This window comes from Candidatus Peregrinibacteria bacterium (assembly GCA_016699755.1).
Taxonomy (GTDB): Bacteria; Patescibacteriota; Gracilibacteria; order CAIRYL01.
The window spans coordinates 1307857-1324073 of the sequence record CP065009.1 but is presented as its reverse complement, the minus strand read 5'-3'; the positions used below and the strand labels follow the sequence as shown (position 1 = coordinate 1324073).

14 protein-coding genes, 1 other RNA gene and 2 pseudogenes are annotated in these 16217 nt (G+C 38.1%); 8 read left to right on the top strand and 9 right to left on the bottom strand.

Annotated features, from left to right (window positions below):
- Positions 1-8: 8 nt before the first annotated feature.
- Genes IPN35_05935 through IPN35_05910 form a run of 6 tightly spaced genes read right to left on the bottom strand, consistent with a single transcriptional unit; the run spans position 9 to position 7391 of the window.
- Complete coding sequence (locus IPN35_05935; protein QQS59093.1) at positions 9-2717, bottom strand: AAA family ATPase; 2709 nt, start codon at positions 2715-2717, stop codon at positions 9-11.
- Positions 2718-2727: 10 nt separating this feature from the next.
- Positions 2728-3957, bottom strand: a complete 1230-nt coding sequence (locus IPN35_05930; protein QQS59092.1) for a restriction endonuclease subunit S — start codon at positions 3955-3957, stop codon at positions 2728-2730.
- On the bottom strand, positions 3954-4451 hold the full coding sequence (locus IPN35_05925) for a hypothetical protein (protein ID QQS59091.1): 498 nt from the start codon (positions 4449-4451) through the stop codon (positions 3954-3956). The genes IPN35_05930 and IPN35_05925 overlap by 4 nt, the downstream gene beginning before the upstream one ends.
- Positions 4452-4811 carry a hypothetical protein gene (locus IPN35_05920; GenBank protein QQS59090.1) on the bottom strand — a complete coding sequence of 120 codons (360 nt, stop codon included), beginning with the start codon at positions 4809-4811 and terminating at the stop codon, positions 4452-4454.
- Entirely contained in the window at positions 4811-5845 is a 1035-nt protein-coding gene (locus tag IPN35_05915; GenBank protein QQS59089.1) for a virulence RhuM family protein, read from the bottom strand. The genes IPN35_05920 and IPN35_05915 overlap by 1 nt, the downstream gene beginning before the upstream one ends.
- A 1-nt stretch (position 5846) precedes the next feature.
- On the bottom strand, positions 5847-7391 hold the full coding sequence (locus tag IPN35_05910) for an SAM-dependent DNA methyltransferase (GenBank protein ID QQS59088.1): 1545 nt from the start codon (positions 7389-7391) through the stop codon (positions 5847-5849).
- Positions 7392-7459: 68 nt separating this feature from the next.
- On the opposite strand from IPN35_05910, the gene IPN35_05905 reads away from it, so the two are divergent.
- The 6 genes and pseudogenes from IPN35_05905 (at position 7460) to IPN35_05880 (ending at position 11936) form a co-directional block, all read left to right on the top strand.
- On the top strand, positions 7460-8764 hold the full coding sequence (locus IPN35_05905; protein QQS59087.1) for a hypothetical protein: 1305 nt from the start codon (positions 7460-7462) through the stop codon (positions 8762-8764).
- Positions 8765-8963: 199 nt separating this feature from the next.
- Positions 8964-9536 carry a hypothetical protein gene (locus IPN35_05900; GenBank protein QQS59086.1) on the top strand — a complete coding sequence of 191 codons (573 nt, stop codon included), beginning with the start codon at positions 8964-8966 and terminating at the stop codon, positions 9534-9536.
- Positions 9533-10786 carry a hypothetical protein gene (locus IPN35_05895; GenBank protein QQS59085.1) on the top strand — a complete coding sequence of 418 codons (1254 nt, stop codon included), beginning with the start codon at positions 9533-9535 and terminating at the stop codon, positions 10784-10786. Before IPN35_05900 ends, IPN35_05895 begins: the two co-directional genes overlap by 4 nt.
- A gap of 152 nt (positions 10787-10938) precedes the next feature.
- The gene (locus IPN35_05890; protein ID QQS59084.1) at positions 10939-11118 is read left to right on the top strand and encodes a helix-turn-helix domain-containing protein; all 180 of its coding nucleotides are present in this window, start codon (positions 10939-10941) and stop codon (positions 11116-11118) included.
- A pseudogene (locus tag IPN35_05885) lies at positions 11115-11573 on the top strand (recombinase family protein). The gene IPN35_05890 and the pseudogene IPN35_05885 overlap by 4 nt, the downstream one beginning before the upstream one ends.
- A pseudogene (locus IPN35_05880) lies at positions 11550-11936 on the top strand (recombinase family protein). Before IPN35_05885 ends, IPN35_05880 begins: the two co-directional pseudogenes overlap by 24 nt.
- 694 nt (positions 11937-12630) lie before the next feature.
- Here IPN35_05880 and ssrA read toward each other — a convergent pair.
- The 3 genes from ssrA to IPN35_05865 form a co-directional block, all read right to left on the bottom strand.
- Positions 12631-13091: a transfer-messenger RNA gene (ssrA, locus tag IPN35_05875) on the bottom strand.
- A 96-nt stretch (positions 13092-13187) separates the two neighbouring features.
- The gene (locus IPN35_05870; protein QQS59083.1) at positions 13188-13832 is read right to left on the bottom strand and encodes a hypothetical protein; all 645 of its coding nucleotides are present in this window, start codon (positions 13830-13832) and stop codon (positions 13188-13190) included.
- Entirely contained in the window at positions 13829-14068 is a 240-nt protein-coding gene (locus IPN35_05865; GenBank protein QQS59082.1) for a hypothetical protein, read from the bottom strand. Before IPN35_05865 ends, IPN35_05870 begins: the two co-directional genes overlap by 4 nt.
- A 75-nt stretch (positions 14069-14143) precedes the next feature.
- Between IPN35_05865 and IPN35_05860 the strand changes: the two genes are divergently transcribed.
- Complete coding sequence (locus IPN35_05860; GenBank protein QQS59081.1) at positions 14144-14803, top strand: YggS family pyridoxal phosphate-dependent enzyme; 660 nt, start codon at positions 14144-14146, stop codon at positions 14801-14803.
- Positions 14800-16167: a sugar transferase gene (locus IPN35_05855; GenBank protein QQS59080.1), complete on the top strand. Its 1368-nt coding sequence runs from the start codon at positions 14800-14802 to the stop codon at positions 16165-16167. The genes IPN35_05860 and IPN35_05855 overlap by 4 nt, the downstream gene beginning before the upstream one ends.
- Positions 16168-16217: the final 50 nt, after the last annotated feature.

Sequence of the window (16217 nt, the reverse complement as noted above, 5' to 3'; positions counted from 1 at the left end):
AGAGAAAATTAAAGTTGATATTTTGACATAAGAATATTCATGTCTTGTTTGCTACTCTTTGCACATAAACTCTCCAATACATATTTTTCAGTTTCTGGTGTCCAGTAAATTTTTAATTTATTCTTAGCCCTTGTAATAGCTGTATAAAAAATATTGTGAGAAATCATTTCTTCAACCTCATTTGTAATTATGATTTTAACTGAATCATACTCAAGCCCTTGGGCTTTGTGAATTGATACCGCATAGGCGACTTGAAAAGGTACAACCGCCATGGAAGATGACTCGTCATCTTCATCAGTGCTTCGATATTTGTTTACGATAAAGCGGATTACTGATTTATTTTCTTCAGAATTATCCAATAATTCAAAATTATACGGATTCGCTTCTAATTGGTTTATTATTTTATCTATTTCAACATCAAATTGTATTTGATCTTCTAAAATCATAATATTTAAAATTCTGCCTTTTAAGTTGTTATAAATAAGGGGTGCAAATCTATTAGACTCATTAAAAAGAATCGGATCACCTACTTTGTAGATTTGCACGCCCCATTCAACAGAAATGTTTGGATTATTGCCTTGCAGAAACTTGTTAATGTTATTGATTCCATATAACCCATCATAATTAAGACATAGAATTATTTCATCGTTACCAGTACGATCAAAAATAGAATCGTTCAGGTTCGCCGAATAATTATTTTTCGTAATATGCTCAAGCATGTTGTCATCAATATTTCGAACGCTATCCCAAAATTCGAGAAGCTGCTTATTTTTTGTGCGATATGGTTTGGTAAGCTCAAATATCGATGTCTTCGGAATAAATTCTTTTGCTAAACCAAACCAATTTCCAAATCGAATAGATTCTATCTGAAAGATGTCGCCCACTAGTACCAATAGAGTAAAAGAGGCTTTTTCTAAGACCTTTAGCATATCAGTATTGCTTACGGTACTACATTCATCAATAATCAGTATGTCGCACTCTGTATCTTCATTGCGACTAGATAAAAACTTTGCGATTGTTTTGAAGTTTGATTTTGAGGCATCGACACGCCTTTTTAGGTTATCAACGGCAGGATTTGTATTTGCCAAAAATAGCTTGTCTTGGTCATTAAAAAAATGAGAAATGTGATTTATCAGTGTTGTTTTGCCAGTGCCAGCCGAGCCATATATTACTGCAACTTCTGATTTTTCAAACATGACTCTCAATTTTCCTATTTTTTCTTCACAGTCAACCTTATGTGTTGAAGATTGAAGCCAAGATTCAAAAGAACTTGAGTAATTTTTTATGCCGGATGATGACAGTTCTTTTAAGTTCCTGATAATTTGGAGAGCGTCTTCCTCATACCCTTTAATAAAAAAATAGTCTTTATAATTTACCAGTTTACGATGCGTGTGCTTGTAATATAGTAGTCTGTTGTAATCAATTGCCAATGTATCTACTCCCTCAAAATCGTCAAGATCTTTAATTGGAGTGTATAATTGACCTTTTATTTCTGTATTATTTTGTATGCGCCTTGCAATTAACTCATGCACCCGACTGGTCGGATTAATACAATCAAGCAAATCTGAGAGTTTTGGGTTATGATAAATTAACGAAGTAGTAAAGGGCATCTTATCAAATGGCTTACAACCAAATTTTAGCTTTAAATCTGAAAGTAATGAGCAATTTTCATATCTGTTGTATTGCTGTTTTATAATTTTATTATTCAGCCTGTACAATAGATATCGTATGACATTACCTCCGGACTTACCACCTTGCATGAGGCCCCTACATTTATCCAGGATATCTAGAAAATGAGTAGTTTTTGTTTTATTTTGGATCACTCCAACAAATTTCAAATATAAATCATCTGAAAAATCTATGATTTCGACGAGATTAAGACCGGTTTTTTTGAGAAAAACCATTAGTTCACGATATTCAGTCGAACCGCTTTGTATTTTTGTGTGGTCTCCAAATATGTTGGCAAAATTATTCAGTTCGCATGGCCGGATAGAAGTCTCCCAGGAATCTATAATTTGAATGGGCATTGTTTTTCCAAAGACCTCAATCTCATCGTGGCTAACCCTCAGTTTAACGGCATAATTTGGTGGAATATCATATTTTGTGAACGCGATAATTCTATCAAACTTACTAGCATGATCATTTGCGGCCGTAAAAGTGATTTCGTAATAGACCTTTAGACCGATGAAAAAAGGCTTAATTTTCTGAATATAATAACGGTCATCATACGTACTTTGCTTTCGCTGTGATTCAGATTCATCAATTTTAACTGCTATCTTTTCGTAGTACTCCCTCAGGGCTGGATCATCGGCAATAGGAAAATCTGCAATATTCTCTAGGATATCCAAATCGTATTTCTCTTTTAGAAAGGATTTTATTCTGATTAGATACTCGAAATACTTAAGCATTAATCTTTCCGAATTCTCCTCATCCAAAGTGTAATGTGAGGCTGTGATCTGCAAATTCTTATGAAATCTTGATAAGAACTTCAGATTACCCCGAGTATGGATGAATTGAAGTGCATTTTGTATATTTTCATAGGTATTCTCGATATCCTTCTGACCTGCGAACATCTTCAAGGCGACATGTTCTATCAGATTTCTAAGTTGAGAAAGAATGTTTTGCGACTGTAGCCCTCTCTCTGTGACATCAAATTTTCGGATGTTACCACAAATTGCTTTATCAATTGCTATGATTTGAGAGTCTATCTTTTTCATATGACACTGCTTAAGTATAAAATTCAGCCACCCTCACCTCACCCCGCATCAACCGCGGAAGCAGAGTGTCGCGAAGAGTGGAGAGGGTTTGGATTTGTTTATTGTTAACATTATCTTTTTTCATTATTGAGATTAACACTTGTTCAAACTCACTCTGTGACTTTATGGAAGGTATTATCACAGGAAATTTTTTAATAGAATCAAAAGTAATTTGAGGAAAGGTTCCAGATCTTGATTCTGCGATAGTATTAAATTCATTTATAGAATTTTGATTCTTTAAGATCAAATATAGAATAAATGGACTAAAACTACTTATCGGTCTGATAACCATAAATTTTGTAGATACAACATAATCAGATGTGTCAAAGTCAACAAAGGCAAATCTTTTATTTTTAGGTCGAATTTCACTATATAAAATATCGTGCAACCCGATTGCCTTCTTAGCTTGTCCGGGAAGTCCGTTAGGGCTAATTTTATTTGAATGTAAAAATTGTCCTTCCAAAACATCTCCTGTGTTAATAAATACCACTTCTTTATCAGAAAATTTAAATGACTCAGAATAGTTTATCGATATATCCCCCAATGTTCCGATTCTCCACCCCTCCGGCAATTCTTCTGGTCGGTCTACAGAATATTTCCCAAACCACTCTTTAAAAATTGCTTGAGCCGTTTCTTCTAATGTTTTGTTTTGTTCTCGCAACAGTTCGATTTTGTCATCCAACGACGAGAGCACTGCGGCGATGGCGCGTTGTTCAGGGAGTGAGGGGAGTATGATCACTGATCTTTTTAATGAAACTATTGTATATGCTTGCTGAGTTGAGCCAATTTTTGAATGTGATAATGATTCTTTTCCGTCTGGTGAAACGATCCAATAAAACAGAAACTTTGGGTCAATGTTTTTATAATTACGAAACCAAGTTAAATTCCCATCTTTGAAATAAAATTTAAAATTCTTTTCCACCAAATACGGGTTTCCAAGAGTTCCAACAGATGTTAGCAAAATGTCATTTTCCTGTGGTACTCCAAACTTACTCTTGATCTCATTATATTTTTTTTCTGTAATAAATAATTCTGTTGAGACATTGTTTCCATTAAATTTTTCCGTGACTTCTTTTCCTCTGAAAAATGGTATACCTGAGGTTTGATATTCTTTTGCAAAAATTCTTTTTGAAGATGAAACTTCGCACACTTCTCCAAGTGTCGTTTCTGTCCAGCCGTTCTGTGTAGTTGCTTGTGTCATTTGGTCTTTATCAAATTAGGTAATTCCTCCAAAAGTTTTTTAATGTGACGAACTAAATAGATTTTTTTATCTCCGTAATAAAAAGCAATATCATCCGCATAATCACAGCCTAAAAATTTATTCCCAATTTGAATCGCTCTTGGCACTTCTCCTGTAATGGTATTAAAAACAAACTTTAGATTTGTGCCTTCTACAAAATTACGACGGCTTTCTTGATGACAAGCTGCATTTCTTAAGTTATTTACCAAGTCAGTAATATCCTTGATCTTCTTGGTTACCTCAAGGTCATCTGTCCAGGTTATTCTTTTGGAATTCTTATCTAAAACTTGGAGCACATAATTCAAACGCACCAGAAGCTCAATAAAAGCTGATTGTCGAAAAACGGAATTATTTAAAAAAACTTGAGAATTAAAAAGATCAACACATCTTTGAACTTCACTTAGAAGCTCTTGTTGTTGCATCCAGCCGTTCTGTGTAGTTGTTGCTTGTGTCATTTAATTTTTTATTGCCAAAATAAAAGTAAAAATAGCTACAAAAAGGGTAAAAACTGCCATCCATACCTCAGCTTTTCTGTACCAAGGTTTCATAATCTCCACCATTTTATATCCTTCCATCGTGAGCGTATAAGGTTTTATACCTTCTTTTGTTATACCAAGAATTGAAAATTTTTTAATCAGGGCACTATCCACCAGTATGCTTTCGATTGCAGTCCTTTCTTTTTCACTCAAATGAAATTCTTCTTGAATATCATTCATATCAGCATATAAAACTCCCCCTAAATATAAAATGACTTTTTTGTGCATCTTTCGAAGTCGCTCTTGATTTATGCCGTTTTGTGTGGTTTCTTGTGGCATTATTTTTTATCAGGAAATATTTCTAAAAACCGATCAAAATCACTCTTAAACAGCTTGTCTTGCGTAATACGGTATTTCTCGAACTGAGTTTCGGCATGCAGTTTTGCTTCCTCATGACTGATCTTCCCCGCATCGGTCAAAAGCACCGCTCCGTTAAACTCAATAAAACCGTCCAGCCGTTTTGCCCAATCCTCCATCATCATCGGAATATGGCGCTCCGCCTGTAACTCCGCATAATCAAGGTACATTGAAACAAGACGCTCCAAAAAGTTCATCTCCTTTGGGGTGAGATAATTTTTTGCAATAGAGACATCAAACTTCTGAATTTTCCCATCTGGCGCGGCTTCCCATGTACTCAGCCCCATATTTTCTTTTTCTGCATTCGCTCGCTTTACAATCAGCTCCGCGGCAGTGTGTCGATGTACGGCGTAATGAAGCTTGTTTTGCACCTTCTTAAAAAAATCTTTTGTGGTGTTTGACGATGGATCATAGTCAACGCTGGTGATATAAATATCGGTAACCTTTTGGTAAAACATCCGCTCACTCAAGCGGATTTCACGGATTTTTTGGAGCTGACGCTCAAAAAACTTTTTATCAAATTGATGAGCTTGTTTCAGTCGCTCCGTATCCATGGTCCAGCCCTGTATAGTATAGTCCTTTACAATCTGGCGTGCCCATTTGCGAAATTGTATCGCTCGTTCATTTTCTACTTTGAATCCAACAGAGATGATGGATTGAAGGTTGTAGTGATCTACCTTTCTTTGTACCGTCCGAACCCCTTCTTTTTGAACTATCAAGTATTGCTTGATAGTTGCTCTATCAAGTTCACCGTCTTTGATCAATGTCTTGAGGTGCTGGTCTATCGCTTGAACAGAAACACCATAGAGTTCCGCCATCATTTTTTGCGTTAACCAGATATTTTCATCCTCATAGCGCATTTCTATGGCTTGTTCCGTATTGCCCGTTGCAGATACGAAAGTCAAATACTCTGCGGCGGATGAGCGAATTGTTGGTGGTTGTGATTTTTTCGTCATGTTATTTCAAGTTAAAGCCGATATTTGAAAGTTGCTTTTTAATTTCTTCGTCCAGCTCCTTCTCTCTCTTCATCTGCTCGGACAGTGTGCTCATCAGACCTGCCATTTTCTCTTCAAAAGGTATTCCATCATCGATCTCATCTGGAATACCAACATACCGCCCAGGTGTCAGTACAAAGTTATGTTTTGTAATCTCATCAATCTTCGCCGATTTACAAAAACCTTTTTCATCCTCGTATTTTCCGCCGTTCTTTCGCCATTCGTGGTAGGTGTCAGTAATTCTTGAAATATCATCATCAGTAAATTCGCGATGTACTCTGTCTGCCATAAAGCCCAGCTCCGAAGCATCAATAAAAAGCACTTCACCCGTGCGCTTGCGGTCGCCGTTCATTTCGTGTCGTTTTTTGGAAATAAACCAGAGACACGCCGGAATACCAGTGTTATAGAAAAGTTGTTTTGGCAGAGCCACAATGCAATCTACCAAATCAGCTTCCACAATCCGTTGGCGGATTTCTCCTTCTCCGCTTTGATTTGATGAGAGAGAACCATTCGCAAGAACAAGCCCCATCGTACCCTTTGGTGCAAGGTGGTAGATCATATGTTGCATCCAGCCAAAGTTCGCATTTCCGCTTGGTGGAACACCATATTGCCAGCGTGGATCGTTACGAAGAAGCTCTTGACCCCATTCGCCTTGATTAAAAGGGGGATTTGCAATGATGTAATCAGCTTTTAGGTCAGGGTGTGCGTCCTTGAGAAATGAACCCTCACTATTCCACTTGATCTGTGAGCCATCAATTCCACGAATAGCAAGATTCATACGGCAGAGTCTATAGGTGGTTTGATTGCTTTCTTGCCCATAGATAGAGATGTCATCTAGCCGCCCTTGGTGATTTTTCACAAATTCCTCACTCATAACAAACATCCCTCCCGAACCACAAGCGGGATCATAAACACGACCTTTGTGCGGCTCGATCATATCGACCAATACTTTTACAATTGATTTCGGTGTGTAGAACTGCCCCCCCTTCTTTCCTTCGGCATTCGCAAACTCACCAAGAAAGTATTCGTACACCCGCCCGAGAATATCTTTTGACTTCGCGGCTTCGCTTCCAATCGACGTATCACCAATAAGATCGATCAGACCGCCAAGTGCAGCTTTGTCGAGATTTGGTCGTGCGTAGACCTTTGGCAAAATACCTTTCAGAATAGGATTCTCCCTCTCAATTGATTCCATTGCTTCATCGAGAATCTTTCCGATTGTCGGTTGTTTTGCTTGGGCATGTAGATGTTTCCATCGTGCATTTGTCGGCACCCAGAAGATATTCATTGACGAGTATTCGTCTTTATCCTCTGGATCTGCCCCTTCGGAAACTTCTTTTTCAAGTTGATTATATCTTTCTTCAAAAGAGTCTGAGATGTATTTCAGAAAGATAAGACCAAGTACGACATGCTTGTATTCTGCAGCATCAATATTTTTTCGCAATTTATCGGCAGCCATAAATAGCTTTTTTTCGAATGTTCCGTTTGAATTCTCATTTTTTGCCATTGTATTGAAAAACCTTTTTTGGAGTATAAATAAAAAACATCATTATTCATAATTTGTTCTCATTTGTATTGAACGAGAATACAATGGGTGAGAATTTCTCAGAATCAATGAGGGGGCCCTACGAAATTTTAATAGATTTAGAGAAGCAGTATGCGGAATGTAACAATTTTGAGGAATATTTAATAAAAACCTTCTTCCCAGAAATAGAGAAAAATATGCCTCTTTGGGATTATTATTCCTCTAAGATATTCTCCTATCGAAAGTTGCATTCAAGTACAGAATTCAAAAAGACTTATGGAAAGCTGCATGACTGTATTGTTGTTATGGTGCATTATGTATACGAAAGCGTGGCGATGCATTCTGAAAAATACCAAGATGAAAAATCCTTCCAAACATACAGAAAGCTTGCTAAACACATTGGAGTTGAAGTATTAGAATCAGAAGGCATTCACGCATGTTTTTTTCAATTATATCAAGCACTTAGAGAAAATAAGCAGATTCCCTTTATGACTATCAAGGAGAATAATACTGATACAAAAAAAGCTGGTTGGCATAGACATTTTTATGATCTTCTTCTTTTGACAACTTTTATTAGGCTCACTACAAGTGAAAATGGTGTCAAGCTCTCCTGTAAGGCAATGCAAGATGCACTTAGAATTATAAAAAATGACCTCATTCTCTTGATGAAAAAGTATCATTCAGAGATGGATGATGACTACAAAGACCTCAGAAAGTATTATCTTAATGAAGTTTTCAGTGCGACTGATGAGAACATAGATGGCTCTATCCACGATAAACTAGCAGATGAGTATGGATACTTTGAAATTACCGGAATCCAAAGTATTTCTTTAAATGAAGCAAGGGACAGATATTTGAGTGTATTTAATGACCTAAAAAATCATTTTTCAGACTCATCAGTTGATCTTGCAGCTATTGGTCAGAGAAAAAGAATGGTGCCGTTGAATGAAGAGCCTATAATGCTTGGCAGAAAAAATCTCCTTTATTACAAAGAAAGCGGACGATTGATAGATAATTTATCAGGTGCAGAAGCAACTTTGGAGTATCCGAAGAATGAGATCTTCTCATATCTTCTTCTTCAAGGTATTTACAGCAATGGTGAACATATTTTTTTAGAAGATGTCGTGAGGCAGGGGTATGTAAAAAAATCTGCCCTAAAAAAGAAGAATATTCTGCCTAATGACCAATTAACAAAAGACAGCTGTTATTCAGAAAGAACACTGCTTAATCGTATTGGCGAATTAAAAAGCATAAAAGTATTTAATGACATAATTTTTATATTTGGAGACACGAGAGAAGGGTTTTACTTTAATCCAGCCCTCCTTCCTAAAACTACACAAGAAACTCCTCAATAACTCCACAAAATTTAGTGAAATAATGTAAAACACAATATACAAAATAATATCAATACAAAGTTTCAGAACCTATTTTTGCCCTTAAAGAAAAAGAAAAGCTTTATATAAAGCATAGTCAGATGCTGTCTGTTATTTTTTAAACACTTGACCCACAAAAAAGTGGAGTCTGTTGTTTTAGTGATTTCTTATCACAATCACCATGAACAATTTTCACAACATAAGTGGATATACCGTCCATCACCGCTATCTCCAGCTACTGGAAAGTCTGCATATTCTCACACAAAGACAAAACACTCTCTATTACAAATTGATCCACGAGGCAGATTGGCGGATCGCCAATAATAGCTATGGTTGTTTTTCTGGAACACGCGAAGAGGTTCGAGAAAGAGTAATGCCCAATATCAGTCAAAATACTTTTAATGAAGATTTTAAAAAATTCCTAAAGATTAAGCTCATTCGATCTGATAAACCCAGAAAGTGGCAGGTAAGTAATTTGCATATTCACCTTGCCACCATGCACTGGCCAAAAGGAATCCGAAAACACAAAAGTGCCCTCTCAAACTTTCAAGAATATTTAAAGAAAAATCTCCAAGATTATGAAAAAGAAATCACAGATTCTGTTATTTCTGAGGTAACAGAAAAATTGCTTTTATTCCTTACGGAAGAGAAATTCTTCATTTTATTTTCCTCCGCTAATGAACGCAATCAAGAAAATGAAAAACCTATGAATAAGAAAGTGGGGGAGAGTGTGGGAGATTTGACACAAAAATGAAAAATAGAGACTACATTAAACAACGGCTTTCTCTTGAATGTGTTTTCCGATACTACGGGGAGCGTGTGACTTTTTCGGAAGGTTTTATCCTTTGTCCTTTTCACTACGAAACGATACCAAGTCTTCATTATGACCTTATAAAAAAAGCTTTCTACTGCCATGGAATGGGGTGCGAAGCCTGTGGGGACATATTCAATTTTATCCAGTTAAAAGAAGACTGTAGCCTTCCCGAAGCAATCAATGTTGCTGAAAGAATTCTTGAAGAATATGAAACAGGAAAAATTTCTTCAACAAAAGAAACTGGAACACAACATGGCGATGTGTCAAAAAAAACAAGAAAAAGGGTGAAAAAGACAAAAAAAATTGTCGGATTTCTCCCAAATTCTCTAAATGCGGTTCGATTTATGGAACTGTTGAGTTCCATTTTAGAGGTTTTTTCTCTGAATGAAGAGAACAAAAAGCTATATCTTACAGGATTTGCTCCGATAAAAATCACTGGTTTTCCTTACAGCAAAAAAATTGGAAAGGTGGTGAAAACCATAGAAAAATATATTCCTCCGAACTTTTCCAAAGAAACAGTTGCAAAATACAAAATCGGATATTGCGGATTGAATTACAAAGATGCTCTCAAAAAACTGAGAGATCAAGGGTTTTTAGATGAAGAACTGATATTCAGTGGGTTTTTCAGAAGAGAGAAAAGAGGCTTTTTGTATTTGGCAAAGCACATGCAAGGAAGGATTTTGTATCCATTTTTGAGGAAAGGAAAAGTAGTTCAGATTGCAGGAAGAATAGCTGGTAACTTTCGCACACCGAACAAGTACTCAAAAACGAAACATTGTCGAGGAATGGGACAAATATTTAACGCTGATGTTTTAGAGAAATCACAATCCATTCTTATCACTGAAGGTGTTACAGATTGTATTAAGGCAAATGAAGTGGGCATTGCATCAGTGTCTCCGGTAGCAAAAGATATTACACGGATTACAGTTGCAGAACTGGCACAAAAACTCAGGGGAAAGAATGTGGCTATTTGCTTTGACAGTGATCTGAATGGAGCCGGCCAAAAGGGGGCGAAATTAACTCAGGAAAAATTCAAAGAGTATGGCATTGAGGCAATCATTATCAAACTGCCGCGAGAGACAAGCAAAGACAAAATGGATGTGTGCGAATTTATCAACACTTTTGGAGAAAGAGCCTTTAAGGAACTTTTAAAAGAACAGGGATTTGATGTTTTTGAGAAAGAAGCATGACAGTATCTGTAGAACAGGCACGGCAGATACTGGGCAAAATATCAGATGATTTTTCCGATGAAGAGTTACAACAAGTGATTGATGATCTTTACTATCTTGCAAATTCTATTTATGATAATCTATGATAACAAATGAAAATATATTCAAAGCACATGACCGACAAAACAGATGAACTCATTACTATAAAAGAGCTAATGGACATGCTTAAGATTAGCAGACCTACAGCATACCGCTATATTGAACGGAAAATATTTGAGGTCTACAAAATTGAGGGAACACTGCGAATACGGAAACAAAGCGTTTTGGATTATCTTTCTCAGCACAAACTATGAAAGCTGTTATCTACTGCAGGGTTTCTACGGATCGGCAGGTATCCGAAGGACATGGACTGAAAAGTCAGGAACAAAGATGCAGGGGCTATGCCAAGCAGAAAAACTATGAAATCGTAAAGGTCTTTCATGAAGAAGGCATTTCAGGTGGCATAACAGACCGACCAGAAATGCAAAACATGCTCTCGTACCTACAGGGGCGCATGAAAAAGAGTACAGAAAAGACAGTCGTTATTATTGATGATATCAAGCGATTTGCTAGAGACGTGATAGGACACTTTCATCTAAAAGCTGCAATTTCTGGTGTAAACGGAATGCTTGATAGTCCCTCCTATAAATTTGAAGACACGCCGGAGGGAAAATTTGTAGAGACAGTGATTGCGGGTGCTGCCGAACTGGAGCGCAACCAAAACAAAGCTCAGGTGCGAAACAGAATGAAGGCAAGGCTTGAAGCTGGGTATTGGACATTCTATGCTCCTTCCGGATACAAGAATACTCATGATAAAGAGGAAGGAAAGATAATAGTACAAAAAGAACCGGAAGCCAGTACTATAAAAAAAGCACTGGAAGACTTTGCTACCGGAAAATTCCAGACCAAAATGGATATGCAGAGATTTTTACAAGCAAGCGGATACAAGAGCAGAGCGACAGTGAAAAGTAGTGGTAGAGTTCATTTACAGGCTGTGCAACGGCTTTTGGTGAATGACTTTTACGCTGGATTCATCACCTGTGAAGATCTTGGAGTAATTCGGGCAAGAGGAAAACATAAGCCACTTATTTCTGAAAATACGTATAATCGAATACAGGAAAGACTAACAGGGAAAGTCCGATCGTATGTTCGGCAAGATGTTCGAGAAGACTTTCCACTACGCGGATCGGTAACATGTGAGTGTTGTGGAAGAAAACTCACTGCCGCATGGTCAACGGGGAGAGATGGAAAGAAGTTCCCCTATTATCGGTGTCTGTCTTCCCGTTGTATCGGAAGCATCCCAAAAAGCAAATTTGAGGAGGGCTTTTTGGATCTTCTCAAGAAATATGAGCCATCTATTGAGATTCTGAATCTCCTCAAAGCAGTATTACAAGATATTCATGAGACCAGATTCAGTATTGCTTCAAAAAATATCAATAACTCGCAGGAGGAAGCCGAAAAAATTCAAATAGAGATAAAAAGACTCGCCAAGCTCGCCGGAAAAGCCGAGTCAGAATCATTACAAAAAATCTATGAAGATGAGATTAAAGAGCTACTTGAAAAGAAAGAACAGATAGAAAGCAAATACAGTAGTAATGACAAGAAGGTGATCAGCACACCTTTTCATGTCACATTTCATACGGGAGAGAACATATTAAAAAACCCTTTGGAAACATGGCGAAAAGGGCAAGTAAAAGAGAAATTATGTATTCAAAACTTCGTGTTTCGGAATAAATTGCTCTACAGCAAAGAAAGGGGTTTTGGAAACAGCGAATATTCGCTTCTGTACAATATATTACAGGACTCTAAAAGCAATAAATCACAGTTGGTGGAGGTGGGGGGAATTGAACCCCCGTCCGGTAAGGGGAAACGAAAAGCGTCTACAATTATAGTTCCATTTGTTTACCGCCACTAAATAAAAACAGAACAAAAACTTAGCAGGCGGAATATTTTTGTGGTACGAACGTTTCTCCAAAAACATCACAAACAAGAAAAATTCGTCTTAGATTTAATGACGCCTGTTCTTAGCCCCCTAAGCGGGTTTAAGAAAGACGGAACCGCATATGTGGGCGGTCACATGCTCAAACTCTTACGCAAAAGCGAGGGCTTTTGGTGCAAACAGGTTGCCAAAGGCATTGTTTACAAGTCCTGCGATTTTACCAGAGCGAGCAGGGTTTTGTGCAGTTGCACTTATGGTGATTTCTATGGATCTATCGGGGATAGAAATCAAACCCCGAAATCGCAACTTTTCCTCTCCTAATCCTCCCGTCAAAAGCCGGTCACCCCCGTTGGTTTCAATGATCATGCGTGCTTTATATTTTGGTCTCTTTTTTGATGAGACGCAAGTACTTTTTCTTTGGAAGGAGATTCTAACCTCTTTCTCCTATTTTTCTTGAATCGCACATGAGGAAGAGCGGCGTGTAGTGCATTCCCAATATTGTCCCGAAAGAAGGGCTGGTGGCGCGACAAGTTGCTTTGCTTTCCCATCTGGAGCAACAAGAAATATCTTTGGAGATGTCTTATTCATGGGAAGAGAAAGTGCCATCTTTTTTCCTGGTGCGAGTTCTCGTCCTGAAAAATCAAATTCTCCATTTTGTGATGTTATTTTCCAACCATCTGTTTGCACGGGAAATGCAGAGAAGTTTTTGAGCACCACCATATTGTGACGCGGATCAACGAGCGTCATACGAAGATGCTCATATCCGGTTTTTGATTCCACAAAAAAAGTAATTTTTTTGGTATCTGTTGCCGTTATTTCTGGTTCTGGAGTAAAGGCAAAATAATGAATGCTTCCAGAACGAATAATAGAAATAGCACTTTGATACATATTTCCCTCTGCTGGAGAACGCTTGGGAAAACGGGTCCAAAAAATCTTCGCATCTTCGCGATCCGTAAAGAATTGCAAGAGAAAGGAAGAAGGAAACCATTGTCCATTTCGAATATTTGTAGTGACGTGAATGTTTTCCGCAAATGTATTTGCAGGGAAAAGGAGAATCGCAAGTAAAAAGAGAGGAATCTTGTATTTCATGCTTGTGGTGGTTCAATAGAGTGCTCTTTCTGAGAAAACAGAGAGCGTATCGAAAGGAAAAAAAAGATTCCGGAAAAGGCTCCTAGGAGAAAAAACCCAAAAAAGGGCAAGGCAAGTGATTGCCCTTCAAATGGGCGCATAAAAAAGAATTCTCCAGAATAATTTGTGTTTCCAAACACGAGTACACCCGAAAGAATAAAAAAGATAAGAAAAAACGTATAGTAGAGAAGTCTCATAAAAGGGGAAGAAACGAAGCCTATTCTCTCAAAGAGATCTTTTCTTTTCAACTGGTTTCCGACACAATGAGGCGCATGAGTATTGTGGAAAAATATCATCGGGTGGTCGATGAGGTTTCCCACTTTTCTGGAGCGCGTTTGGTAGTAGTGGTCAAAAATCAATCAGTTTCAAACATACAAAAAATTCTCGATTTCGGCGCACATATTATTGCCTTTAATCGTATTCAAGAGGCAATGGAAAAGCTTCCACTTCTTCGGGGAGATTTTGAAGTGCATTGTATTGGACATCTCCAGACAAATAAGGTGAAAAAAGCCGTTTCACTCTTTCACGTTATTGAATCGGTCGATTCGGTTTTGTTGGCAGAAAAAATAGGACAAGAGGCGGAAATGTCTGCCAAAAAAATGCCAGTTCTTCTGCAAGTTAATACTGCAAACGATCCCAAAAAATATGGATTCTCTGAGGAGGAGCTTTTTTCTGTCCTCCCAGAAATCCAAAAAATTTCTGGAATTGTAGTACAAGGGCTTATGACCATTGGGAAACAAAACGCAAAAGAAGAGGAGTTTCGAAATACTTTTCAGAAACTCCGAGGCATTTTTGAAAAAATTCGCGCAAAAGGTGATTTTGGAGAAGCATTTCGAGAAATTTCTATGGGAATGAGTGGTGATTATTCCGTTGCTCTGGAAGAAGGAGCAACACTTGTGCGTGTGGGGAGCCTTCTTTTTTCTTCTGTATGAAGCGATTTGATATGTATTTTGTGCTTGCACGCATTCCTCTTTCATTTTTTTCGGGATTCGCGGGGTGGTGGCTCGCCCGTATTGTTCGCCCTATAACCGATCTTATTCCTGGCTTGCACAGTTGGTTTGATCCGCGATTTATTCCAGATGCTTCATTTTTTCTCCCTTTTTCTCTCTACGCGTCGTGCGGATTTGTGCTTTCTATTGCATTCTTGGGAGGCTTTGGTTTTCGGGAAGAAGATTGGACAAAAGAAGCTCCTCGCATCTTGTTGTCGGTTATTGTTTGGGGAATGGGAATTGTGAGCTTTTTCGTTATGGTTGCGCGAGAGGTTATTTTCTCTCGTATGATTCTCATACAAGCCCTTTTCTTTACGACAATACTGTATGGGGTTTTCCTTATTCTTCTTCGGGCGATTAAATATTCTTTGTGGGCGGATAATGTTGGTATTTCTCGGGTAATGCTTGTGGGAGAAGAAGAAAACCGTCGCATGTTTCAAAGGATTTTAAAGAACGCTCCAGGATTTTGTTACCGAAAAGAATTTGGTCCAAAAGATGATATTGACCTCAACCATGTAGATGAAGTGTGGCATGTAGATCCATTTCTTTCGGAAGAAACAGGAGAGCGTTTACGCTCGCTTTGCTACAGAGAACACAGGGTATTTCGCTTTATTCCATGGTCCTCTGTAGCATTTGCTCGTATGGAGCTTCATATTTTTAGTGGAGTTCCCCTTCTTCGTCCTGTTCCAGAGTCGCTCTCGGGGTGGGGACGAGTAATGAAACGTTTATTTGATGTGTGTGCCTCTGTCGTTTTTGCCCTTCTTCTTTCTCCGCTTTTTCTTCTTCTTGGAATTGGGGTAAAACTCACGTCTCAGGGCACTATTTTTTACGGTGCAACACGAATTGGAAGAGACGGAAAACCATTTCGTTGCTTTAAGTTTCGCTCTATGGTTCAGAATGCTGATGCATTTCGGGCAGAGTTAGAAAAAGAAAATCATCGCAGAGATGGTCCGTTCTTTAAAATCCGAAATGATCCGCGAGTTACTGCATTTGGAAGATTTCTTCGTCGGTTTTCATTAGACGAACTTCCGCAGCTCTGGAATGTTTTCTTGGGAGAAATGTCTCTCGTTGGTCCTCGTCCGCATCTTCCGGAAGAAATTGAGAAATTCACTCCCGAACTTCGCCGTGTCCTCTCAGTACGCCCTGGTCTTGTTGGACTTTCGCAAGTTTCGGGGAGAAGCGATCTTCGTTTTGATGAAGAAATGCGTCTCGATATTTACTATTTGGAGAATTGGTCGTTTTGGCTTGATGTAAAGATTGTGCTCAAAGCAACTCTTGTCGTTCTACGAGGAAGAGGGGCGGATTGATGTATACAAAAAAAGCCCCCCGCTTTTGAGGAGCTTTTTTGAAGAACAGT